Raw genomic sequence first — 23,880 nt, 5'->3', positions numbered from 1 at the left:
TCTCCTCAGGCTCCTTGACATGAACGCTGTCGACACCCGAGCATCGAAGCGCTTCGAAACCCGCCTCGTCCGCCGCTCTCCCTTCCGAACGCCCCACCCCGCCGTCCGATCAGCCCGCCTCCCGCCGAGGGGACCCCCCACGTGACCGAGACCCAGCCCCCATTCCGTGACCCCGGCCTGCCCTCGGACAAGCGGGTGGAGGACCTCCTCGCGCGGCTCACCGCGGGCGAACGCGTCGCGCTCCTCCACCAGTTCACGCCCGCGGTCGACCGGCTCGGCATCGCCGCGTTCCACACCGGGCAGGAAGCCCTGCACGGCGTCGCGTGGAGGGGTCCCGCAACCGTCTTCCCGCAGGCCGTCGGGCTCGGCGCGACCTGGCACGACGACCTCGTCCGGCGGGTCGGCGAGGCCATCGGCACCGAGGCGAGGGCCATGCGCACCCGCGACGACCGCGTCGGCCTGAACCTCTGGGCGCCCACCGTCAACCTCCTGCGCCACCCGCTGTGGGGCAGGAACGAGGAGGGCTACGCGGAGGACCCCCACCTCACCTCGGCCCTCGCCGTCGCCATGACGCGCGGCCTGCGCGGTGACCACCCCACCCGGTGGCGCACCGCGCCCGTCCTCAAGCACTGGCTCGCCCACAACAACGAGACGCACCGCGACACGTCGAACTCCTCCGTGCGCCCGCGCGTCCTGCACGAGTACGACCTGCGCGCCTTCCGCGCCGCCGTCCAAGCGGGCGCCGTCGCCGGTGTGATGCCCGCCTACAACCTGGTCAACGGCCGCCCCAACCACCTGTCGCCGTACCTGCGCGAGCAGTTGCGCCGCTGGACCGACCAGGACCTGTTCGTCTGCTCCGACGCGGGCGCCCCCAGCAACCTCGTCGACTCCGAGAAGTACTTCGACACCCACGAGGAGGCCCTCGCCGCCGCCCTCGTCGCCGGTGTGGACAGCTTCACCGACCACGGCACCGACTCGACGCGCACCGTGGGACGCCTCCAACGCGCCCTGGAAAACGGGCTGGTGACCATGGCCGACATCGACACCGCAGTCCGGCGTCAGCTGTCCGTGCGGCTGCGGCTCGGCGAGTTCGACCCGGGCGGCGGCCCGTACGGCGACGCCACCGCGCACGACATCGACACCCCCGCCCACCAGGAGCTGGCCCGCGAGGCCGCCGAGCAGGCCGTCGTGCTGCTCAAGAACGACGACGGTCTGCTGCCGCTGCGCGAAGGCACCCGGATCGCGGTCGTCGGGCTGCTCGCGGACGAGTGCAAGACCGACTGGTACAGCGGCACCCTGATCCGCCGCAGCACCGTCCTCGACGGTCTGCGCGACCGCTTCGGCGCCGCCCGCGTGACCTTCGCGGAGGGGGCGGACCGGGTGCGCCTGCGGTGTGCGGCGGGCTGGCTGCGGGTGCCGGCCGCCCCGCGCGTCACGACGGCCGGGGTTCCCGGCGCCGCCGAAGCCCTCGACCCGGCGCCGGCCGCCGGCCGTACCGACCTGCCCCCGCTGACCGTCTGCGACGACCCCGCCGCCGCGGCGGAGTTCGCCCTCGTCGACTGGGGCGGCGGCGCGTGGACCCTGCGGGCGGCGGACGGCCGCTACCTCTCGGTCGCCGACGACGGCTGTGTGCGCGCGTCGGCGAAGCAGCCGGGCGGCTGGGTGGTGCGGGAGACGTTCGGCCTGGTCCAGCACGGAGACGGCTACCTCATCGAGCACACGGGGACGGGTGGGTACGTGTCTGTCGCCGCCGGGGTGGTGAAGGTTGCCGCGCGGGGAGAAGTCTTTCCTGCGGCGGGTGCGGGCGGCCCGCCCGGCATCGCGGCCCTCTTCTCCCTCGAGGTCCTGGAGCGCGGTGCGGACGCCGTGGCCCGGGTGGCCGCCGGTGCCGAGACCGTGGTCGTCGTCGCGGGCAACGATCCGCACATCAACGGCCGCGAGACCCAGGACCGCGCCACCCTCGCGCTGCCGCCCCACCAGGAGCGGCTGTGGCGCGCGGCCCGCGCCGTCAACCCGCGCACCGCGCTCGTGCTGACCTCGTCGTACCCGTACGCGGTCGCCGACGCCCACGCGGAGCTGCCCGCCCTGCTGTGGACCGCGCACGGCGGGCAGGCCGGGGGCACCGCGCTCGCCCGCGTCCTCGCCGGTGACGTCTCCCCGGCCGGGCGCCTCCCGCAGACCTGGTACGCCGCCGACTCCGACCTGCCCGACCTGCTCGACTACGACGTCATCGGCTCGCGCCAGACCTACCTGTACGCGGACCGCGCCCCGCTCTACCCGTTCGGGCACGGGCTCGGCTACTCCTCCTTCACGTACGAGGGCCTGACCGTCGCCCGCGACGGCGAGCGGCTCCGGGTCGCGTTCACCGTCACCAACTCCGGGCCGCGCGCCGCGGACGAGGTGGCCCAGCTCTACGTACGCGCTCCCCAAGAGGCCGTGGCGGGTCTCGTCCTGCCGCGCAGGCAACTCCTCGCGCACCGGCGCGTGTACCTCGTGGCAGGCGCCGCGCACCGGATGGAGTGCGAGGTGCCGCTGACCGACCTCGCCTTCTGGGACGTGCGGCACGACCGCTGGGCCGTGGCGCCCGGCACGTACGACCTGCTGGCCGGGGCCTCCAGCGAGGACATCCGGCTCACCGCGGCGGTCGAGGTGGCCGGTGCGCCGATCGCCGCCAGGCCGGTGCGGCGGAACGGCCTGGCTGCGGGCGGCTACGACACGCAGCTCGGCACCGAGATCGTCGACCGCACCAGGACGTCCGGCGACGCCGTGCGCGCGGTCACCGGCGGCACGGGTGAACTCACCTTCTGCGCCTGCGACTTCGGCGGTGGCGTGAGCGCCGTATCGGTCGAGGCGGCGGGCGAGGGGGCCGTCGACCTCGTCGCGGGACGCGCCACCGCCACGGTCACGGTCCCGCCGGCCGGCGGCAGGTACGACTACGCCCGCCACGGCGCGGCCTTCGACGCCGCCGGGGTGTGCGATCTGCGCGTGCGCCTGCGCGGGCCGCTGCGGCTCGCACGGATCACCTTCACGTCCGACCGGGAGGGCGAGGGCACGGCATGAGATTCACCGACGGATTCTGGCTGATGCGCGACGGGGTACACGCCTCGTACGCGACCGACGTACGCGAAGTGCGGGAGAACGGCTGCGGCTTCACCGCGTACGCGGCCGTCAAGGAGGTGCGTGAACGGGGCGACACGCTCAACTCGCCCCTGATCACCGTCGACTGCTTCTCGCCCGCCGAAGGGGTGATCGGTGTCCGGGCGACCCACCACGCCGGAAAAGCGCACCGCGGACCGGACTTCACCCTGCTGGCCACGGAGACGGCACAGGACGCGGCCGCGACGCGGCTCCGTCGCGACGGCACCGTCACCGAGCTGAGCAGCGGCCCGCTCACGCTCCGCCTGGACAGCGCGGCGCCCTGGGCCCTCACGTTTTTGGACGCCGAAGGGCGGACCCTCACCGGCGTCGGACGCCGCGGCACCGCCTTCGCGACCACCCCCGACGGCGCCCACCACATGATCGGCCAACTGAGCCTCGGCGTGGCCGAGTTCATTTACGGCCTCGGTGAACGCTTCACGCCGTACGTCAAGAACGGCCAGAGCGTGGACATCTGGCAGGCCGACGGCGGCACCAGCAGCGAACAGGCCTACAAGAACATCCCCTTCCACCTCTCCTCGCGCGGCTACGGCGTCTTCGTCAACCATCCCGGCAAGGTCTCCTACGAGGTCGGCTCCGAATCCGTCGGGCAGCTGCAGTTCAGCGTCGAGGACCAGGTGCTGGAGTTCTACGTCGTCGCCGGACCCGCTCCGAAGGACGTCCTGCGCCGCTACACCGCTCTCACCGGCCGGCCCGCCCTGCCGCCCGCCTGGTCGTTCGGGCTCTGGCTCACCACCTCCTTCTGCACCCCGTACGACGAGGAGACCGTCACCGGTTTCGTCGAAGGGATGGCTGAGCGGGGCATCCCGCTCAGCGTCTTCCACTTCGACTGCTTCTGGATGCGCGAGCACCAGTGGAGCGACTTCCGGTGGGACCCGGACGTCTTCCCCGACCCGGCGGGCATGCTGCGCGGGCTCCGCGCGCGCGGGCTCAAGGTCAGCGTGTGGATCAACCCCTACATCGCGCAGAAGTCCCCGCTGTTCGCCGAGGCCGCGGCCGAAGGCTTCCTCGTCCGGCGTCCGAACGGCGACATCTGGCAGTGGGACCTGTGGCAGCCCGGCATGGCGCTCGTCGACTTCACGCACCCCGGCGCCCGCGCCTGGTACGCGGCCAAGCTGCGCGGCCTGCTCGACCTCGGCGTGGACTGCTTCAAGACCGACTTCGGCGAGCGCGTCCCCACGGACGTGGTCTGGCACGACGGTTCGGACCCGCACCGCATGCACAACTACTACACGCAGCTCTACAACAGCACCGTCTTCGAACTCCTGGAGAAGGAGCGCGGCACGGGCGAGGCGGTCCTCTTCGCACGCTCGGCGACCGTCGGCGGCCAGCAGTTCCCCGTGCACTGGGGCGGCGACTGCTTCGCCTCGCTGGACGCCATGGCCGAGTCGCTGCGCGGCGGCCTGTCCCTCTCGCTGAGCGGCTTCGGCTTCTGGAGCCACGACATCGGCGGCTTCGAGGGCACCCCGGACCCCGCCGTCTTCAAGCGCTGGCTCGCCTTCGGCCTGCTGTCCTCGCACAGCCGCCTGCACGGCAACGTCTCCTACCGGGTGCCCTGGGCGTTCGGCGCGGAAGCGGTCGACGTGGCACGGAAGTTCACCCGCCTCAAACACCGGCTGATGCCCTATCTGTACGGCGCGGCCGCCGAGGCCCACCACGAGGGCGTGCCCGTGATGCGCCCGATGGTCCTCGAGTTCCCCGACGACCCGGCCTGCCGCACGCTCGACCAGCAGTACATGCTCGGCCCCGACCTGCTCGTCGCCCCCGTCTTCACCGAGGCGGGCGAGGTCGAGTTCTACGTCCCCGACGGCACCTGGACCCACCTCCTGACCGGCGGATGCGTCCAGGGCCCCGGCTGGCGCCGCGAGACCCACGGATTCGACAGCCTGCCGCTGTACGTACGCCCCGGCGCACTGCTCCCGCTGGGCGCCGACGACATGCGGCCCGACGGCGACTGGCTCGACGATCTGACGCTCCTCGCCGCCCCGGGCGGGACGCGCGAGCGCACCGAGGTCACCGTCCCCGACCGCGAGGGTCGCCCCGCGGCCGTCTTCCACGCGACCCGGCGGGGCGCCGGCCTCAAGGTCCTCGCGTCCGGCTCCCGGCGGCCCTTCCGCGTACGGACCGTGGACGGCCGCGCCGCGGCCGGCGGGGTGGGGGAGGTGACCCTGACCGATGTCTTCACGGACCGAGGGGACGGCTAGCGTGCCCGGCGGAGCGCCGGCCGCGAGCGACGCGGCCACCGAGTTCCACGCCTTCTTCGAACGGCACTACGCCGAACTCGCCCGCCTCGCCCACCTGTTGACCGGCGAGGCCGACGGCGCGGACGACCTGGCGGCCGACGCCCTGCTCGCCCTCTGGCACCGCTGGGAGCGGGTGCGCGCCGCCGACCACCCGGCCGCGTACGCCAGGGGAGTCGTCGCGAACATGGCGCGCAGCCGCATCCGCAGCGCCGTACGCGAGCGGCGCCGCGTCACGCTGTTCTGGTCGGGCCGCGACGAGGACGTCGCGGGCCCCGACATACCGGCGGTCGTCGACGTGCGGGAAGCGCTGCGCGCGCTGCCCTTCCGCAAGCGGGCCTGCGTGGTCCTGCGGCACGCCTTCGACCTCTCGGAGAAGGACACCGCACAGGCCCTCGGAGTCTCGGTGGGTACGGTGAAGAGCCAGACGTCGAAGGGAATGGCTGAGCTGCAACGACGCCTCGGCCCGCACCCCGCTCTGCAACGGGTGCGCGCGGTCACGGCGGACACGGGGGGAAGCACATGAGGGACGACGACACCGAGGTGCGCAGGAAGCTGCGCGGCGCGGCGCAGGCGCACCGGCCCGACCGGGAGCGGATGCGGGCCCGCGTCGAACGCGGCATGGCCGAGGGGGAGGAGCCCGGGCACCGCGCCAGGACCCGCCGGGAGACGGGCGCCTCCTGGCTGCGGGTGGTGAGCGCGACCGCCGCCGTGGCCGGGGTCTTCGCGGTGGCGGGATACGGGGTGGCGACCGCGCTGCGGGAGGCGGGAACGATGCCGCAGTCCGTGGCGACGAACACCACCCCCCGGCCGTCGGCGCCGACGCCGGAGTCCACGCACACCGGCACGGCTCCGGCCCACCGCCCGAGCACCCCACCGCGCACGCCCCGGCGCTCGCAGCCCGCGGACCCGCCGCGGAACCCGGCCGACGCGAACGGCCCGGGGCGTGCGGGGTCCACGCCCCCGGACGCCCCCGCATCGCCCGCGGAGCGGCACAAGAGCGTGCCCGCCGCCCGCCTCCTGTGGGCGGACGGCTCGATCGACCCCGGCTCCAGTACGTACTGGTCGCAGAGCGACATCACCGTCAAGGCGAGGAAGCCGCTGACCGAGCTCACCGTCGAGGTGCGCGTCGCCCGGAGCGACGAGGTCGCCGACACCGGCAACTGGCGCTCGCTGCCCGCGGCGGACTTCGACGTCTTTGTGGCGGAGCGGGACGGTTTCCTCGTCTACCGCTGGACGCTCAGGCCCGGGCGGACCGTACCGGCCGGCGAGCACGTCTTCGCGGGGCAGTACAACCACCCGGCCGGGCAGCGGGACGCAGGCGACGACACCTGCGCGGTCCGCGCCGCCACGTCGGGTGAACGGGCCTCCTGGCGCGGCGACTTCGCCTGAGCCGGGCGGACAGATTTCCTCGGGGCGGCGGCAACCCATCGCAGGTCGGCGGAGACCAGAGAGCGAACACGATCTCCCCCACGTACGAGGAATGGGACACATGACTTCACGAGCTGACCTGCGTAAGGGCCGTCGACGGCGCCTGACCGGGCGCAGGACCCTCGGCGCACTGACCGCCGCACTCGCCCTGACGGGCGCGGGGATCGCCACGAACGTCCTGCTGTCGCCCGCGGGCGCGGCCACCGCCTGGCCCGAGGCGAGAGGCGAACAGCCGGTGTCGAAGACCATCGACGTCTCCGGCACCCGCGACGGCGGCCTCAAGCGCTTCTACGGCACCGGCGACCTGGGCGGCGACGGACAGGAGGAGGGCCAGGACCCCCTCTTCGAGCTGGCGGACGGCGCGGTCCTCAAGAACGTCATCCTCGGCTCCCCGGCCGCGGACGGCATCCACTGCCAGGGCAGTTGCACGCTGCAGAACGTGTGGTGGGAGGACGTCGGCGAGGACGCGGCCACCTTCAGGGGCACGTCGGCGGGGGCCACGTACACCGTCCACGGCGGTGGCGCGCGGAAGGCCGACGACAAGGTCTTCCAGCTGAACGGCGCGGGCAAGCTCGTCGTCACCAAATTCCAGGTCTCCGACTTCGGCAAGCTGGTGCGCTCCTGCGGGAACTGCTCCAAGCAGTACAAGCGGTCCATCATCGTCAACGACGTGGACGTCACCGCGCCGGGCACGTCGATCGTCGGCATCAACACCAACTACGGCGACACGGCCGCGCTGCGCAACATCCGCGTGCACGGCGACCGCAACAAGAAGATCGCCACGTGCGACCGCTTCACCGGCAACAACACCGGCGCCGAGCCGGTGAAGACGGGGTCGGGCCCCGACGGCACCCACTGCCGTTTCACGGCCTCGGACATCAGCTACGAGTAGCAGCCAGTACGGGGGCGGGCCCTAGCTGCCGCCCCCTCCGGCTCCCCACCAGTACGGGTCCTCGTCGGCGGCTTCGGTGGCCGACGGGGACTCCGCGCGGTGCCGCAGCTCGTCCAGCGCGCGGGCGGTGCTCAGGGTGTGCGGGTGCGCCTCGCCGAGCAGCCGGACCTGTCCGTCCAACACGGCCCGGTACTCGGTCTCGGCGGCGGTGAGGTCGCCGCGTCGGCCGAGGACCCAGGCCCGCGCGTGCCGGGTGTGGAGGGTGTGCGGGTGGTCGCGGCCCAGGAGCCGGGAGCGGTCGGCGAGGACGGCCCGGTACTCGGCTTCGGCGGCGGTGAGGTCGCCGCGTCGGGCGAGGACCCAGGCCAGCGCGTGCCGGGTGTAGAGGGTGTGCGGGTGGTCGCGCCCCAGGAGCCGGGAGCGCTCGGCGAGCACGGCCCGGTACTCGGCCTCCGCCGCCGCCAGATCGCCTCGCTGACCGGCGATCCAGGCGAGGTTGTGCCGGGTCCACAGGGTGTCGATGTGACCGGCGCCGAGGACCCGGGACCGGCCCGCGAGGACCGCCCGGTACGCCGCCTGCGCACCGTCCAGATCCCCGAGCAGGTTCAGTACGTGGGCCAGGAAGTGCTGCGTCTCAAGGAGTTGGGGATCGGTGCCGGGCAGTGTCCGGCGCTGGATGCCGAGCAGGGCGCGGTACTCCGAAGCGGCGGCCGTGAAGTCACCGGCGAGGCAGGCGAGCTGCGCGCGTTCGCGACGCAGTCGCAGGGCGGTCCGGCCGTCGGCGGGCAGCGAGGCGCAGACGGCGGCGGCCCGCTCGGCGGTGACCTCGGCGAGATCGTACAGTCCGGCGTCCCTGGCGTACTCGATGCAGGCGAGGGCCACGACCATGACGGTCTCCGCGTCCGGGCCGGACTCCTCGGCGTCCTGCGCCTGTTGGATCAGGCTGTGCAGATGCGCGGTGGCGAGGTCCCAGAAGGGCCAGTCGGAGGGGTTGCGGGGGTCGTGTCTGGCCGCGCCGTCGCGCAGCCCCCGGGCGACCAGGGCGAGGTACTCGCCACGGTCGCGGCGGACGTCGTCGAGCTGCCGGGTGACTTCGGCGACGAGCGGATGCAGGGTCACGGTGTGGTGGCCCCGGCGGTGGGCGTCGCTGCCGGGGGCCCGAGTGGTGACCAGGGCGTAGTCGGCGAGCGCGTTGACGGCCTGCTGGAGGTCGGCCCCGGCCGGGAGCCGGAACAACGGTGAACCGCGCAGGGCCGCGCAGGGCAGCACCTCCGTGTACGGGATGGGGGCGTCGCCGAAGTGCGCGAGGAGCCGGAGCAGCGGCCGGGTGTGGCCCAGCCGCTGCCCGGCCAGGAGGTCGAGGGTGACTTCCCAGGTCGCGGTGGCCCGCGGGCCGTGCAGGTGCGAGGGCCGGGCGGTGGGGCTGTCCAGGAGTTCGTGGAGGCGGTCGTCGAGCGCGAGGTGGTACGCCCCGAAGGTGCCGGGGCACCGGGGCGCGTCCGGCCACGAGGGGTTGCGGTCCGCGCGGGAGAGGTAGAGACCGGCGTGGTGGAGCAGGAGCGGCAGATGTCCGAGCCGGTCGGCGAGCGCGGCGGCCTGGACGCCGGGGCCCGCCCTGGGGGCCCGGTCCAGGAGCAGCTCGGTCGCGGCTCCCCGGGAGAGGACGTCGAGCGTGTGCAGGGTGGCCCCGGAGCCCCACGCCTCGTGGTTCTGGTTGCGGCTGGTGATCAGCAGCCGGCCGGGCGCCGGCGGGCGGCGGATCCAGCCGTTGCCGTCCTCCACGTGGCCGTCGGGGCCCGCCAGTATCGTCAGGTCGTCGGCGTTGTCGACGATCAGCAGCCAGGGCCGCACCCGCCGTTCGAGGGCTTCCCACACCAGGTCGGGGGCGTCGCCGGACGAGCCCGACCAGGCGAGCCTGAGCCGCTCGACCCCGACACCGAGGCGTACGGCGAGGGCCCGTAGATGCGCGTCGAACGTGGCGGCGTCCACGGCGGACAGCTGCCACACCTCGGCGCCCCGCGCCCTTGCTTGCGCCGCGACGGCCAGCGCCACCGTCGTCTTGCCGGACCCGCCGGTGCCGCACACCACGTGCACGGTTCCGCAGGGCGCGGTGAGCAGGGCGTCGACCACGCCCTGCCGGCCCCGTACCGGGTAGGCGAGCTGCCGGGGCGCGATGGACACCTGGCCGGCCGGGCCGAAGTTCTCTCCGCCGTGGTGCACGTGCAGGTTGTTGGCGGCGGCGTAGGTGTCGCGGTCGGATCCGATCCAGATGCTCGGCTGTTCCGAGTGCGGTGCGCTCATGGCGAGGAGCGGTCCCCGTGGTGATGCGTGACCGTCATGTCGTGCGCGGAGGTGTAGGCGTCTCTTCCGGCGTGCACTTCGAAGGGGGCGGCCGCCTGTGGCCCCTGTGCGTCGGGGAGTTCGGACCGCACGCCGTCGATCGCCTGCCGCAACGCCTGCGCCGCGTCCGGGTGTTGCTGGAGCAGATCCGCCAACTGCAGCTGCCAGACGGGGAGCAGGGCCGCCCGGGCGGCCGCCCTGTCTCCCTGCGCGGCGCGCTCCACCACGGCCGCCTGAGCCGTCAGCCGGTCCTCGGTGTCGGCCGGGCCTGCGTCACGTGCGAACAGCGGGAGGAAGCGGGCCCGCGCCGTCTCCCACGCGTCCGTGGCCATCGCCCCGACCAGGGCCGCTCCGCCGGCGGCCGCGAGGCCGGCCATCGCTTCGGTCGTCATATGTCCCCCCACTCCTCCCGGAGTCGGCGCACGGTCTTCGCACCGTCTTTCGGCACGGTCATTGAGTTCATCGGGCCAGGGGCATATGACGTTACGCAATTCCCGTACTACGTGAAGTAGTCGAAACGGAGGGGTGTCCATGCCCGACGCAGGAGAGGCCATGTTCGATCCCGTGGCGGCGGACCCGGCCGTCGGCCCGGGTGAGCCCGCCACCACGCCCCCGCTGCACATCCGCAGCGCGGGGGAGGCGTTGCTGGGGCTGCTCCACCTGCCGCCGGGCCCAGGGCCGCACCCGACGGCGGTCCTGTTGCACGGATTCCCGGGCAACGAGCGCAACTTCGACCTGGCACAGGCGCTGCGCCGTGCGGGCTATGCCGCGCTGGTCTTCCACTACCGGGGCTCCTGGGGCGTGGGCGGGGTCTATTCCTGGCGCCACGTCCTGGAGGACAGTGCGCGCGTCGTGGCCGCGCTGCGGGAGCCCGCCGCCGTGGCCGAGCACCGGCTCGATCCGGACCGGCTCGCGGTCGTGGGCCACAGCATGGGGGGTTTCGCGGCGCTGCTGACCGCCGCCGCGGATCCACGGGTCCGCGCCGTGGCGTCCGTCGCGGGGTTCGATCTGGGCGCGGTGGGGGCCAGGTGCCGAAGGGATCCCGCGGCGCGGGCCGCGTTCGTCGGCGCGTTCGGCAGGGAGTTGCTGCCGCTGCGCGGGACCAGCGGTGAGGCGCTCGTGGTGGAGGCGGAGGACGGCGGGGCCGATTGGGAGCTGGTCCGGCTTGCCCCGCGTCTCACCGGGCGGCCCGTGTTGCTGGTGGGCGCGGGCCGGGATCAGGTGGCGCCGGTCCGGGTCCACCACGACCCCGTGGTCGCCGCGTACCGGGCGCACGCGGGCCCCCGTCTCGAACACCGTGTCTTCGCGACGGATCACTCGCTGTCCGACTGTCGCGTGGCGCTGGCCAGAACCGTGATCGACTTCCTCGACCGGGGCATGGGAGCGGCGCCGGACAGCCCCTGAAAGTCCCTTCTTCGCCGGGTTCTTGTTCGGCGGGGCGAACCCAACTCCGTTTTCTGCGCGATGCGTTGACGCCGTACCTCACGCTGCCTACATTGCCGTTCGTAATCCTGATCAGTGTCCGAAATCTCGAACACGACAGGGCGTGACGGAGACGGATGGTGGACATGGTGCACAGACGCCGCAGGCTCGGGCTCACTCTCGGGGCCCTCGGGTCCCTGCTCGCGGGGACGCTCGCCGCGAGCCCCGGTGCGGGTCCCGGGAGTCCCGGTGCGACGGCGGGCCCGGCCGCCACGGACGCTCCCGTCGACTACACGATCGACGTCGACACCGATCGCACCGGCGCGAAGATCGACGACTCGATGTACGGCGTCTTCTACGAGGACATCAACCGCGCGGCCGACGGCGGTCTCTACGCGGAGCTCGTACAGAACCGGTCCTTCGAGTACAGCGCCGACGACAACGCATCCGCCACACCGCTGACGTCGTGGCAGACCTCGGGCACCGTGCGCGCCCTGGCCGACGAGGGCCGCCTGAACGCCCGCAACCGCACCTACGTCTCCCTGGCCGGCGGCGCGTCCGTCACCAACTCCGGGTACAACACCGGCATCGCCGTCGCGAAGGGCAAGCGGTACGACATCTCGGTGTGGGCCCGCACCGACCGGGCGTCGCGGGCGCCGCTCACGCTCACCCTCCGGGACACCGGCGGTGAACTGGCCACGGGCCGCCGCGTCACCGCGCGCGGCGGCTGGGCCAAGTACGAGGCGACCTTCACCGCCACCCGCACCTCCGCCACCGGCCGGCTCACCGTCGCCGCCGGTGCCCCGGTCGCCCTCGACATGATCTCCCTCTTCCCCCGCGACACCTACAAGGGCCGCGAGAACGGCCTGCGCGAGGACCTCGCCCAGAAGATCGCCGACCTGAAGCCCGGCTTCCTGCGCTTCCCCGGCGGCTGCCTGGTCAACACCGGCAGCCATGAGGCGTACGACGAGAAGTCCGGCTGGCAGCGCAAGCGCTCCTACCAGTGGAAGGACACCATCGGCCCGGTCGAGCAGCGCGCCACCAACGCCAACTTCTGGGGCTACAACCAGAGTTACGGCCTCGGCTACTACGAGTACTTCCAGTTCGCCGAGGACACCGGCGCCATGCCGCTGCCCGTCGTGCCCGCCCTGGTCACCGGCTGCGGACAGAACAAGGCCACCGACGACCCCGCGCTGCTGAAGCGGCACATCCAGGACACCCTCGACCTCATCGAGTTCGCAGGCGGCCCCGCGACCTCCCGGTGGGGAAGCAAGCGCGCGGCCATGGGCCACCCCGCGCCGTTCCACCTCACCCACCTCGAAGTCGGCAACGAAGAGAACCTCCCCGAGGAGTTCTTCGCCCGCTTCAAGCAGTTCCGCGCCGCCATCGAGGCCGCGCACCCGGAGATCACGGTCGTCTCCAACTCCGGGCCCGACGACAGCGGTGCGACGTTCGACAAGGCATGGCAGCTCAACAGGGACGCCGATGTCGCGATGGTCGACGAGCACTACTACAACAGCCCCCAGTGGTTCCTGGAGAACAACGACCGCTACGACTCCTACGACCGCAACGGCCCGAAGGTCTTCCTCGGCGAGTACGCCTCGCAGGGCAACACCTTCGGCAACGCGCTCTCCGAAGCCGCGTACATGACCGGCCTGGAGCGCAACGCCGACATGGTGCAGCTCGCCTCGTACGCGCCGCTGCTCGCCAACGAGGACTACGTGCAGTGGAAGCCGAACATGATCTGGTTCGACAACGACCAGTCCTGGGGCTCGGCCAACTACGAGACGCAGAAGCTCTTCATGCGCAACGCCGGCGACGAGGTCGTGCCGTCCACCGCGTCCGCCACCCCCGCCGCCTCCGGCCCGATCACCGGCGCCGTCGGCCTCTCCACCTGGGCCACCAGCGCCGCCTACGACGACGTGCGGGTCACCGGCGCGGACGGCGAGGCACTCCTGTCCGACGACTTCTCGGCCGGGGACTCCCGCTGGACGAAGGCCGCGGGCAGGGGGAGCTGGGCCGTGACGGACGGGGCGTACGTCCAGTCCGACGAGAACGCCGAGGACACCCTGGTCACGGCGGGCGAGCGGAGCTGGCACAACTACGACCTGCGCGTGAAGGCCACCAAGAAGGCCGGCAAGGAGGGCTTCATGGTGGCCTTCGGCGTCAAGGACACCGGCAACCACTACTGGTGGAACATCGGCGGCTGGAACAACACCCGCTCGGCCGTGGAGAAGACCACCGACGGCGCCAAGCAGACGATGGTCCAGGACGACACCACCGTCGAGGCGGGACGCGCGTACGACCTGCGCGTCGAGGTGCGCGGCCGCCAGGTGACGCTCTACCTCGACGGGAAGAAGTGGGGCTCCTTCACCGACGACAAGCCCGCCGAGCCGTTCCGTCAGGTCGTCACCCGCGACAAGGCGACCGGTGAACTCATCGTCAAGGTCGTCAACGCCCAAGGGGCGCAGGCCCGTACGAGGATCGACCTCGGCGACGGCGCGGGCGTCGCGGCGAAGGCCCGCGTGACCATGCTGGCCGCGGACCCCGCCGCCGAGAACACCAAGAGCACGCATCCCGTCGCCCCGAGGACATCGGTGTTCGACGGGGTGGGCGACCGCTTCACCTACACGTTCCCCGCCCACTCGGTGACGTTCCTGCGCATCAAGGGCGGGGCGGCCGCGCGCCGCTGACGTGACAAGCCCCTGCATCCCGGCGGCGCCCGCAGAGGGCGCCGGAAAGGCGGAGACCTCCCATGAACCCCATGAACTCCATGAGCACGAGCAGTGAACCACCCCGTCGCAGAGCCCTGCTGAAGGGCACGCTCGCCGTCGGCGCCGCGGCCGCCGGCGCGCTGGCCCTCCCGCCGGGAGCCGCCCGCGCCGCCGCGCGGGAGGCCGCCGGAAGAGCCCCGGCCGTCAACCCCCTCGTCCGCCACCGCGCCGACCCGCACGTCCACCGCCACACCGACGGCCGCTACTACTTCACGGCCACCGTCCCCGAGTACGACCGCATCGTCCTGCGCCGCTCCCGCACCCTGCGCTCCCTGGCCACCGCCGAGGAGTCCGTGGTCTGGCGGCGGCACACCAACGGCGAGATGGCCGCGCACATCTGGGCGCCGGAGATCCACCACATCGACGGCAAGTGGTACCTCTACTTCGCCGCCGCCCCCTCGCACGACGTGTGGAAGATCCGCATGTGGGTCCTGGAGAACGCGCACAGCGACCCCTTCAAGGGGAGCTGGGTGGAGAAGGGCCGGATCACCACGGCCTGGGACACCTTCTCGCTCGACGCGACCACCTTCACCCACCGCGGGGCGCGCTACCTCGCCTGGGCGCAGAAGGACCCCGGCGAGGACCACAACAGCGCTGTCTTCCTGTCCAGGATGGCCGGCCCGTGGACGCTGACGGGCCCTCAGGTCCGGCTCACCACACCCGAGTACGACTGGGAGTGCGTCGGTTTCAAGGTGAACGAGGGGCCCTCGTTCCTCCAGCGCCACGGCCGGGTCCTCATGACGTACTCCGCGAGCGCCACGGACGCCAACTACTGCATGGGGCTGCTGACCGCCGCCGCGGACAGCGACCTCCTGGACCCCGCCTCCTGGACGAAGTCCCCCCGGCCCGTCTTCACCAGCAACGACACCACCAAGCAGTACGGGCCGGGACACAACTCGTTCACGGTCGCGGAGGACGGCCGGACCGATGTCCTCGTCTACCACGCCCGCCCGTACAAGGACATCGTCGGCGATCCGCTGAACGACCCCAACCGGCACACCCGCGTCCAGCGCCTGGGCTGGAAGGCGGACGGTACCCCGGACTTCGGTGTGCCGGTGGCGGACGGGCCCGGTTCGGTGCTCGCGTCAGCGGGCCGAGAAGCTGTGGACCGTGCTGGACCGGTACCGCTCGCCGGGCCGTAGCACCGTCGAGGGGAACGACGGCTGGTTCGGCGAGTCGGGGAAGTGCTGGGTCTCCAGACAGAGCCCGTCCCCCTGGCGGTAGAGGCGGCCGGAGGAGCCGGTGAGAGTGCCGTCGAGGAAGTTGCCGGAGTAGAACTGCACCCCGGGTTCGGTCGTCGCGATCCGCATCGTGCGGCCGGACCCGGGGTCGCGCAGTGACGCGAAGGGCTCGGGGCGGGTCGTGATCCCCTTGTCCAGGACCCAGTTGTGGTCGTAGCCCTTGGCCGTGACCAGCTGTGGGTGCGCGGTGCGGATGTCCTCGCCGACGGTCTTCGCGCGCCGGAAGTCGAAGGGCGTGCCCGCCACCCGCGCCAGCTCGCCGGTCGGGATCAGCCCCTTGTCCGTGGGCGTGAACCGTGCTGCGTCCAGGGCGAGTTGGTGGCCGTAGATGTCACCGCTGCCCTCGCCCGCGAGGTTGTAGTACGTGTGGTTGGTGAGGTTCACGACCGTGGTCCTGTCGGTCGTGGCCTCGTAGTCGATCCGCCAGTCGCCGCGTGCGGTGAGGGTGTACGTCACCTTCACGCGCAGCGTCCCCGGATAGCCCATCTCGCCGTCGACGCTCACGTAGCGCAGGACGAGGCCGACGCCGGTGGCGTCCGCGAAGGGCTCGACGTCCCACACCCGGGTGTTGAAGCCCTTGGCCCCGCCGTGCAGGCTGTTCTCCCCGTCGTTGACGGAGAGCTGGTGGACGGTGCCGTCCAGGGTGAAGCGGCCGCGCGCGATGCGGTTGCCGTAGCGGCCGATGAGGGCGCCGAAGAAAGTGGTGCCCGCCACGTACTCCTCGATCGTGTCGTAGCCGAGGGAGACGTTCGTGTACCGGCCGCGCCGGTCGGGGAGTTCGAGACACTGCACGATGCCGCCGTAGGACAGGACCTTCATCCGCGTGCCGCCGTTCGCCAGCGTCCAGCGGTGCACCTTCGTGCCGTCGGCGAGCTCACCGAAGAGCTCCTTCGTGGGGCGCCGCCCCGGCGCCGCGTGCGCGGTGCCGGCGGTGGTCGCGGCGATTGCGGCTGTGGCCGCCGCCGTCAGGACAGTGCGTCTGCTCGTTTCCATGGACAGCTCCATCGGAGAGGGAACGGGGGGAGGAAAGCGGTGCGGGGTCAGCGGCCGGCCTTGCGCTTGTTCCACACGTCGAAGCCAACCGCCGCGAGCAGCACGAGCCCCTTGATGACCTGCTGGTAGTCCGTGCCGATCCCGACCAGCGACATGCCGTTGTTGAGGACGCCGAGGACCAGGCCGCCGATCACCGCGCCCATCACCGTGCCGACGCCGCCGCTCATCGACGCGCCGCCGATGAACGAGGCCGCGATCGCCTCAAGTTCGAAGTTGAGGCCCGCCTGCGGGGTGCCCGCGTTGAGGCGGGCCGCGTACACACAGCCCGCGAGCGCCGCGAGCACGCCCATGTTGACGAAGACCAGGAAGGTGACCCGCTTGTCCTTGACGCCGGAGAGCATCGCGGCGGCCTTGTTGCCGCCGAGGGCGTACACGTGCCGGCCGACGACGGCGTTGCGCATCACGTAGCCGAGGCCGATCAGCAGTGCGCACATGATGAGCATGACGACCGGCACGCCGTGGAAGCTCGCGAGCGTCAGCGTGAAGGCGACCACCGCGGCCGTCATCGCCACGCACTTCGCCGCCCACAGGCCGGTCGGCAGCACCTCCAGGTCGTACGCCGTCTGCCGCTTGCGGTCGCGCCATTCGCGGATCAGCAGGAAGGCGACGGTGGCGAGGCCGAGGACGAGTGTGGGGTTGTGGTACTGCGTGTACGGGCCCGTCTCCGGGATGAAGCCCTTGGCGATGTTCTGGAACCCCTCGGGGAAGGGCGCCAGCGACTGCCCCTCAAGGACGATCTGCGTGAGGCCCCGGAAGAGCAGCATGCCGGCCAGCGTCACGATGAACGACGGAATGCCGACGTACGCGATGAAGAAGCCCTGCCACGCGCCCGCGACCGCCCCGATCAGGAGGGAGAGGACGAGCGCGAGCACCCACGGCATGTCGTGCTTGACCATCATCACCGCCGACATGGCGCCGACGAAGGCCACCAGTGAGCCCACGGACAGGTCGATGTGGCCCGCGATGATGACGATCATCATGCCGATGGCCAGGATGAGGATGTAGCCGTTCTGCTGGATCAGGTTGGAGACGTTGTTCGGCAGCAGCAGCGTGCCGTCGGTCCAGATCTGGAACAGCACGACGATGAAGGCCAGGGCGACGAGCATGCCGTACTGGCGCATGTTGGAGCGCATGCTCTGGATCAGCAGCGCCCCGGCCGACGGCGCGGCGGGCGCCGAGGGGGCGGACGGGTCCCGCGGAGGAGTGGTCGTGGTGGTCATGGCGGGCCTCAGCTCCTGCTGCTTCTGGTCTGGGTCATGTGGCGCATCAGGACTTCCTGGGTGGCCTCCGCGCGCGTGACCTCACCGGTCAGGCGGCCCTCGGCCATCGTGTAGATCCGGTCGCACATCCCGAGCAGCTCCGGCAGCTCGGAGGAGATGAACAGGACGGCCTTGCCCTGTGCCGCGAGCCGGTCGATGACGGTGTAGATCTCGTACTTGGCACCCACGTCGATGCCGCGCGTCGGCTCGTCGAGGATCAGGACCTCGGGGTCGGCGTGGATCCACTTGCTCAGGACGACCTTCTGCTGGTTGCCGCCGGAGAGGCGGCCCACCTGCTCGAAGACCGTGGGCGCCTTGATGTTCATCGACTTCCGGTAGCGCTCGGAGACCCGTCGCTCGTGGTGCTCGTCGACGACGCCACGCCGCCGCATGCCGGGCAGTGAGGCCAGCGAGACGTTGCGGTTGATGTTGTCGATGAGGTTGAGGCCATAGCGCTTGCGGTCCTCGGTGACGTACGCGATGCCCGCGTCGACCGCGGCGGGAACCGTCTTCGTGACCACGGTCCGGCCGTTCACCGCCACGGCGCCGGCGACGTACTGCCCGTACGACCGGCCGAAGACGGACATCGCGAGCTCGGTGCGGCCCGCGCCCATCAGGCCCGCGATGCCGACGATCTCGCCGCGCCGCACGGTCAGCGACACGTCGTCGACGACCGTGCGCTGGTGGTCGACCGGGTGCCGCACCGTCCAGCCCTGGACCGAAAGCGCGAGCTCGCCCGCGTCCGCGCCCGCGTACGGCGTGCGGTCGGGGAAGCGGTGGTCGAGGTCGCGGCCGACCATGCCGCGGATGATGCGGTCCTCAGACAACTCCGGTGATTCTGAGCCTTCCTGACGTACAGTCAGGGTCTCTATGGTGCGACCGTCGCGCAGGATCGTCACCGCGTCGGCGATCTGCCGGATCTCGCCCAGCTTGTGGGAGATGACGATGCTCGCGATGCCCTGACCGCGCAGCTCTACGATCAGGTCGAGGAGCTTTCCGCTGTCCTCGTCGTTGAGCGCGGCCGTCGGCTCGTCGAGGATGAGCAGCTTCACCTTCTTCGACAGGGCCTTGGCGATCTCCACCAGCTGCTGTTTGCCCACGCCGATGTCGGAGACCGGCGTCTGCGGCTTCTCGTGCAGGCCGACCCGCTTCAGCAGGGCGCTCGCCCTGCGCAAGGTGTCGTTCCAGTCGATGAAGCCGCGGCTGGACTGTTCGTTGCCGAGGAAGATGTTCTCCGCGATCGACAAGTAGGGGATGAGGGCCAGCTCCTGATGGATGATCACGATGCCCTGGCGCTCGCCGGCGCGGATGTCCTTGAACGCCACCCGCTCGCCCTCGAAGAGGATCTCGCCCTCGTAACTCCCGTGCTGGTGCACGCCGCTGAGGATCTTCATCAGGGTCGACTTGCCCGCGCCGTTCTCGCCGCAGATCGCGTGGATCTCGCCCGGGCGCACCGTCAGGTTCACGTCCGAGAGCGCCCTGACGCCCGGGAACGTCTTGGTGATCCCGCGCATCTCCAGAAGCGGCCGGGCCTCTCCCGCGCGCCCGGTCACTTGAGCTGTCCTGCCGAGAAGTACCCCTCGTCGACGAGCAGTCGCGTGTTCTTCCTGTCGACGCTGACGGGCTTGAGGAGATAGGACGGCACGGTCTTCTCGCCGTTGTCGTAGTCCTTGGTGTTGTTGACCTTCACCTTCTTGCCGGTCAGTACCGCGTCGCCCATCTGCACGGTCCGCGCGGCCAGCTTGCGGGTGTCCTTGAAGACGGTCTGCGTCTGCTCGCCCCGGATGATCGACTTCACCGACGCGAGCTCCGCGTCCTGCCCGGTGATGACGGGCAGCGGCTGGCTCCTGCTGCCGTAACCGGCGCTCTTGAGCGCGGAGATGACGCCGATCGAGATCCCGTCGTACGGCGAGAGGACCGCGTCGACGCGCTGATCGCCGTAGCTCTTGCTGATCAGGTCGTCCATGCGCTTCTGCGCGGTGCCGCCGTCCCAGCGCAAGGTCGTGGCCTGGTTCATCCTCGTCTGCTTGCTGCGGACGACGAGCTGTCCGCTCTTCAGGTACGGCTGGAGCACCTTCATGGCGCCGCTCCAGAAGTACTTGGTGTTGTTGTCGTCGGGGGAGCCCGCGAACAGCTCGATGGTGTGCTTGTCGTCGGAGTCCGCGTCGGGCTCGCCGAGCTTCAGCTTGTCGACGATGTAGCGGCCCTGCAGCTCACCGACGCGTTCGTTGTCGAAGGACGCGTAGTAGTCGACGTTCTTCGTGCCGAGGATGAGGCGGTCGTACGAGATTACGGGGATGCCCGCGTCGTGCGCCTGCCGGAGCACGTCGGTGAGCGCCGAGCCGTCGATCGAGGCGACCACGAGCAGCCGGTGGCCCTTGGTGATCATGTTCTCCAACTGGGCGACCTGGTTCTCCACCTTGTCGTCGCCGTACTGGAGATCGGTCTTGTAACCGGCCTTCTGGAACTGCTCGGCCATGTTCTTGCCGTCGGCTATCCAGCGTTCGGAGGACTTGGTGGGCATGGCGAGGCCGATGGTGCCGCCCTTGCCGGTGTCCGGCTTGTAGCGGCTGCCGCCCTTGGCCTCCTGGCCGCAGGCGGCGAGGGAGACGGTGAGCAGCGCGGCCGTCAGGGCCACGCCGAGTGTGCGGGGTCGGGTGCGCATGGTCAGTCCCCTTCCGGGACGGGGAAGCGGCTCAGTTCGCCGGGGAGCCGTGAGCCGATCGGCGACATCCCGCCGTCCGCGCCGTGCCGGGCGAGCAGGTCGAGGGCGAGCCGGCCGCGCCTGACCCGCTCGCGGGCCGTCGCCAGGGTGTGCTCGCGCAGATGGGCGCCGTAGGGGTAGATGCCGGTGGCCTTGGCCAGGCCGAACTTCACGTACAGGGGGGCGCCGCGCCGGATGAGCTCGGCGACCTCGTACATCCGGATGTAGCCGCCGAGGTCGTCGGGCGCCTCGACGTACATGTCCATGGGGGCCCGGCTGACCCGGCGGATCTCGGTGAGATGGGCGGGGGTCAGGTCGGACGGCACGTTGAGGGAGTCGGCGCCGAGCCGCTCGTACACGGCGTACGAGGCCGGGTTGACCGGGCCGGTCAGCGCGGACAGCTTGAGGGTGGTGCCGGCGGGCAGGATTCCGGCGGCGCGCAGCCGGTGCAGTGTCCACAGGACGCCCTCGTCGGCCACGAGGAGGCAGGTGACGCCCAGTTCGGTGGCGCGCACGGCGTCCTCGACGCAGCCCGCGAGCGCGTCGTGGCCCCGGGCGCGCAGCCCGGCGCCGCCGGAGTCGGTCCGGGTGGAGGCGCCGGTGTCCCAGGTGCCGCGCGGCCCGGTGAACAGGCAGAGCTCGATGTCGCGCTCGGCGGCGCCCCCGACCATGTCGGTGATCTCGGCGTCGGACAGCATCCAGACACCGCTGCCCTGGCTGATGCGGTGGATCGGCACGTCGAGCCGTGCGGACTCCTTGAGCACGACGCCGAGCGCCTCGGGCCCCTCGACGGAGGGGATCTCGACGCGCCAGGTGCCGCCGTCGGGGAAGGTGTGCGGAGAGGCGTCGGCGGGGTCGGGGGCGGGGGCGGCGAGACCGAGGGCGGTGAGCGCGGGTTCGCCGGGCGGCCGGGGGAGGAGGGTGGAGGGGTCGGTCACGGGTGTCCTTGGTGTCGGATTGATCGTCCGATATTTCGAACGAAGTTCGGTTCGCGAGGTGTACTTCGGTACGGCCGGATGCCCTCAGGGGCGCGGGGAACTGCGCGACCAGCCCCACACGGCAGGCGGTCAAGAGCTCACGGCACCAGCAAGACCTTCCCGGTCCCGGGATCACCGCCCCCGACCAGCGCGACCGCCTCCCCGTACCGCTCCAGAGGAAACTCGTGCGTGATCAGGGGAGCCGGATCAAGGAGCCCGAGAGCGAACGCCCGCACCGCGTCCGACCAGGCGGAGGACGGCGCCCCGAAGACGGACCGCACTTCCAGCTGGCTCAGGGACAGGTGCACGGGGTCGATCCCCACCGCCCCTTCCCTGAACATCCCGGTGAGGACGACCCGCCCGCCCCTGCGGGCGAGCAGGCAGGACGAGGCGGCGGTGGTGGGCGCCCCCGCGGTCTCCACGACGAGGTCGAAGGAGGCGTACGCCGACTCCGCCTCGGCGGGGGACAGGGCCCGGGCCGCCCCGAACTCCATCGCCTGCTCGCCGCGGGCCGCGCGGGGGTCGACGACGGTGAGCTCGGCGGGGTTGGACGCGGCGAGCAGCTGCACCGCGAGGAGCCCGAGCGTGCCCGCCCCCACCACCGCGACGCGCTCGCCGGGCCGGGGCCGCCCGGTCCGCACGGCCGCCGCGATCACGGCGGCCGGTTCAAGGAGTGCGGCGGCGCGCAGGTCGGCGTCGTCGGGCAGGAGGTGCAACAGCCGTGCGGGCACGGCGAGATGGTCGGCGAAGGCGCCGGGCTCGGTGAACCCGGTCTCGGCGTAACCCCCGGTGCACAGGCTCGTCTCGCCGCACCGGCAGCGCTCGCACACGCCGCACGCCCGGAACCCCTCGGCGACGGCCCGGCGTCCGACGAGCGCGGGGTCGGCCCCGCTGCCGACGGCCACCACGGTGCCGGACCACTCGTGGCCCGGGGTCACCGGGTAGCGGACGTGGGCGGCGTCGCGGTGTCCGTCGTACACCTCGCGGTCGCTCATGCAGATCCCGGCGGCGGCGACCTCGACGAGGACCTCGCCGGGGCCCGGCTCCGGGCGGGCGCCGGTGACGAGACGGTGGCTGCCGGGGCGGTCGATCACGATCGCGCGCGATGTCGCGGTCACCGCCGCTCCTCCCGGCCGCGGGCTCTCACGCGCCGCTCCCGCCGGGCGCCCGCTTCTCCCAGCCCTCGGCCCACAGGTCGAACCGGGCCTGCTGCTGCGGGAATTCGGCCGCCGCGTCGGTGTCGAGCTCGACGCCGAGGCCCGGCTCGTGCGACAGGTGGAAGCAGCCCGTCTCGGGGTCGACCTGGGGCGCGCCCTTGACCACCTTCTTGATGTCCGCGTCGGCGAAGTCGTTGAAGTGCTCCAGGATCTTGAAGTTCGGTGCGGTGAAGCCGACTTGGAGTGAGGCGGCGGTCAGCACGGGGCCGCCCACGTTGTGCGGGGCCACCAGCATGTAGTGCGTCTCGGCGGTGGCCGCGAGCTTGCGGGTCTCCCAGATGCCGCCGATGTGGCCGACGTCGGGCTGGATGATGTCGGCGGCCTGGCTCTCGAACAGCTCGCGGAACTCGATGCGGTCGTGGATGCGTTCGCCGGTCGCCACCGGCATGTCCACCTTGGCCGCGACCTTCGCCAGGGCTTTGAGGTTCTCCGGCGGCACGGGCTCCTCCAGCCACGCGGGCCGGAACGGCGCGAGCTCGCGGGCGAGCCGGATCGCGGTGGCGGGCGAGAACCGGCCGTGCATCTCCAGCATCAGCTCGGCGTCGGGACCGATCGCGTCGCGCACGGCCTCGATCAACGAGACGGCGTACAGGCTCTGTTCGTGGTCCAGCTCGTAGTGCCCCGTCCCGAACGGGTCGATCTTCAGGGCGCGGTAGCCGCGCTCCATGACCGCCTGCGCCGCCTTGTGGTACGCCTCCGGGGTGCGCTCGGTGGTGTACCAGCCGTTCGCGTACGCCTTGACCCGGTCGGTGACCTTGCCGCCGAGGAGCTGCCAGACGGGTACGCCCAGCGCCTTGCCCTTGATGTCCCAGCAGGCCGTCTCGATGACGGCGATGCCCGACATCACGATCTCGCCGGCCCGGCCGTAGTCCCCGTACTTCATCCGGCGCACGAGGTCCTCGACCGCGAACGGGTCGGACCCCTTGATGTGGTTGGCCGCCGCCTCGTGGAGGTAGCCGATGAGCGCGTCGGTGCGACCGAGCATGCGGGTCTCGCCGACACCGGTCAGGCCCTCGTCGGTGTGGACCTGGACATAGGTGAGATTCCGCCAGGGCGTTCCGACGACATGCGTGCTGATTCCCGTAATGCGCAAGGCAGTTGCCCCTTGACTTGTTCGGTATTTCGTCACACGTTCGAAATGTTGGCGTGACGGTATTCACGGTGGCGGGAACGT

General features: G+C 71.7%; 17 protein-coding genes. 8 read left to right on the top strand and 9 right to left on the bottom strand.

Annotation, left to right across the window (positions count from 1 at the left end; all coding sequences use genetic code 11):
- The first annotated feature begins 141 nt into the window (after window positions 1–141).
- The 5 genes from ACFVYL_RS02155 (at window position 142) to ACFVYL_RS02135 (ending at window position 7,719) form a co-directional block, all read left to right on the top strand.
- On the top strand, window positions 142–3,060 hold the full coding sequence (locus ACFVYL_RS02155) for a glycoside hydrolase family 3 C-terminal domain-containing protein (protein ID WP_389712358.1): 2,919 nt from the start codon (window positions 142–144) through the stop codon (window positions 3,058–3,060).
- Window positions 3,057–5,360, top strand: a complete 2,304-nt coding sequence (yicI, locus tag ACFVYL_RS02150; RefSeq protein WP_389712357.1) for an alpha-xylosidase — start codon at window positions 3,057–3,059, stop codon at window positions 5,358–5,360. Before ACFVYL_RS02155 ends, yicI begins: the two co-directional genes overlap by 4 nt.
- Complete coding sequence (locus ACFVYL_RS02145) at window positions 5,332–5,922, top strand: SigE family RNA polymerase sigma factor (RefSeq protein ID WP_389712356.1); 591 nt, start codon at window positions 5,332–5,334, stop codon at window positions 5,920–5,922. Before yicI ends, ACFVYL_RS02145 begins: the two co-directional genes overlap by 29 nt.
- Complete coding sequence (locus ACFVYL_RS02140) at window positions 5,919–6,788, top strand: hypothetical protein (protein ID WP_389712355.1); 870 nt, start codon at window positions 5,919–5,921, stop codon at window positions 6,786–6,788. The genes ACFVYL_RS02145 and ACFVYL_RS02140 overlap by 4 nt, the downstream gene beginning before the upstream one ends.
- Before the next feature lie 100 nt (window positions 6,789–6,888).
- Window positions 6,889–7,719: a pectate lyase gene (locus ACFVYL_RS02135; protein WP_389712354.1), complete on the top strand. Its 831-nt coding sequence runs from the start codon at window positions 6,889–6,891 to the stop codon at window positions 7,717–7,719.
- 21 nt (window positions 7,720–7,740) lie between these two features.
- On the opposite strand, the gene ACFVYL_RS02130 is transcribed toward ACFVYL_RS02135, so the two are convergent.
- Entirely contained in the window at window positions 7,741–10,020 is a 2,280-nt protein-coding gene (locus ACFVYL_RS02130) for a tetratricopeptide repeat protein (protein ID WP_389712353.1), read from the bottom strand.
- On the bottom strand, window positions 10,017–10,451 hold the full coding sequence (locus ACFVYL_RS02125) for a hypothetical protein (protein WP_389712352.1): 435 nt from the start codon (window positions 10,449–10,451) through the stop codon (window positions 10,017–10,019). Before ACFVYL_RS02125 ends, ACFVYL_RS02130 begins: the two co-directional genes overlap by 4 nt.
- 139 nt (window positions 10,452–10,590) lie before the next feature.
- Here ACFVYL_RS02125 and ACFVYL_RS02120 point away from each other — a divergent pair, with 139 nt between their 5' ends.
- From ACFVYL_RS02120 to ACFVYL_RS02110, 3 genes are all read left to right on the top strand, one after another.
- A complete protein-coding gene (locus ACFVYL_RS02120; protein WP_389712351.1) occupies window positions 10,591–11,463 on the top strand; it encodes an alpha/beta hydrolase family protein in 873 nt (290 codons plus the stop codon).
- 164 nt (window positions 11,464–11,627) lie between these two features.
- On the top strand, window positions 11,628–14,174 hold the full coding sequence (locus tag ACFVYL_RS02115) for an alpha-L-arabinofuranosidase C-terminal domain-containing protein (RefSeq protein ID WP_389712350.1): 2,547 nt from the start codon (window positions 11,628–11,630) through the stop codon (window positions 14,172–14,174).
- A gap of 80 nt (window positions 14,175–14,254) precedes the next feature.
- Complete coding sequence (locus tag ACFVYL_RS02110; protein ID WP_389712349.1) at window positions 14,255–15,397, top strand: family 43 glycosylhydrolase; 1,143 nt, start codon at window positions 14,255–14,257, stop codon at window positions 15,395–15,397.
- Here the strand turns inward: ACFVYL_RS02110 and ACFVYL_RS02105 are convergent.
- The 7 genes from ACFVYL_RS02105 to ACFVYL_RS02075 all read right to left on the bottom strand — a co-directional run bounded on the left by ACFVYL_RS02105 (window position 15,341) and on the right by ACFVYL_RS02075 (window position 23,799).
- On the bottom strand, window positions 15,341–16,489 hold the full coding sequence (locus ACFVYL_RS02105) for an aldose epimerase family protein (RefSeq protein ID WP_389712348.1): 1,149 nt from the start codon (window positions 16,487–16,489) through the stop codon (window positions 15,341–15,343). The genes ACFVYL_RS02110 and ACFVYL_RS02105 overlap by 57 nt on opposite strands.
- A 47-nt stretch (window positions 16,490–16,536) precedes the next feature.
- Complete coding sequence (mmsB, locus tag ACFVYL_RS02100; protein WP_389712347.1) at window positions 16,537–17,769, bottom strand: multiple monosaccharide ABC transporter permease; 1,233 nt, start codon at window positions 17,767–17,769, stop codon at window positions 16,537–16,539.
- 8 nt (window positions 17,770–17,777) lie between these two features.
- The gene (gene mmsA / locus ACFVYL_RS02095; RefSeq protein ID WP_389712454.1) at window positions 17,778–19,322 is read right to left on the bottom strand and encodes a multiple monosaccharide ABC transporter ATP-binding protein; all 1,545 of its coding nucleotides are present in this window, start codon (window positions 19,320–19,322) and stop codon (window positions 17,778–17,780) included.
- Window positions 19,323–19,357: 35 nt separating this feature from the next.
- Window positions 19,358–20,473 carry a multiple monosaccharide ABC transporter substrate-binding protein gene (chvE, locus tag ACFVYL_RS02090; RefSeq protein WP_389712346.1) on the bottom strand — a complete coding sequence of 372 codons (1,116 nt, stop codon included), beginning with the start codon at window positions 20,471–20,473 and terminating at the stop codon, window positions 19,358–19,360.
- A gap of 2 nt (window positions 20,474–20,475) precedes the next feature.
- Window positions 20,476–21,450, bottom strand: coding sequence for a hypothetical protein (locus ACFVYL_RS02085; protein WP_389712345.1), 975 nt, complete (start codon window positions 21,448–21,450; stop codon window positions 20,476–20,478).
- Window positions 21,451–21,587: 137 nt separating this feature from the next.
- Window positions 21,588–22,607 carry a zinc-binding dehydrogenase gene (locus ACFVYL_RS02080; RefSeq protein WP_389712344.1) on the bottom strand — a complete coding sequence of 340 codons (1,020 nt, stop codon included), beginning with the start codon at window positions 22,605–22,607 and terminating at the stop codon, window positions 21,588–21,590.
- A gap of 25 nt (window positions 22,608–22,632) precedes the next feature.
- A complete protein-coding gene (locus tag ACFVYL_RS02075) occupies window positions 22,633–23,799 on the bottom strand; it encodes a mandelate racemase/muconate lactonizing enzyme family protein (RefSeq protein WP_389712343.1) in 1,167 nt (388 codons plus the stop codon).
- Window positions 23,800–23,880: the final 81 nt, after the last annotated feature.

This window comes from Streptomyces sp. NPDC058308 (genome assembly GCF_042880275.1).
Classification (GTDB): Bacteria; Actinomycetota; Actinomycetes; order Streptomycetales; family Streptomycetaceae; genus Streptomyces.
The sequence above is the reverse complement of the archived record's forward strand: the minus strand, read 5'-3'. Positions and strand labels throughout refer to the sequence as shown.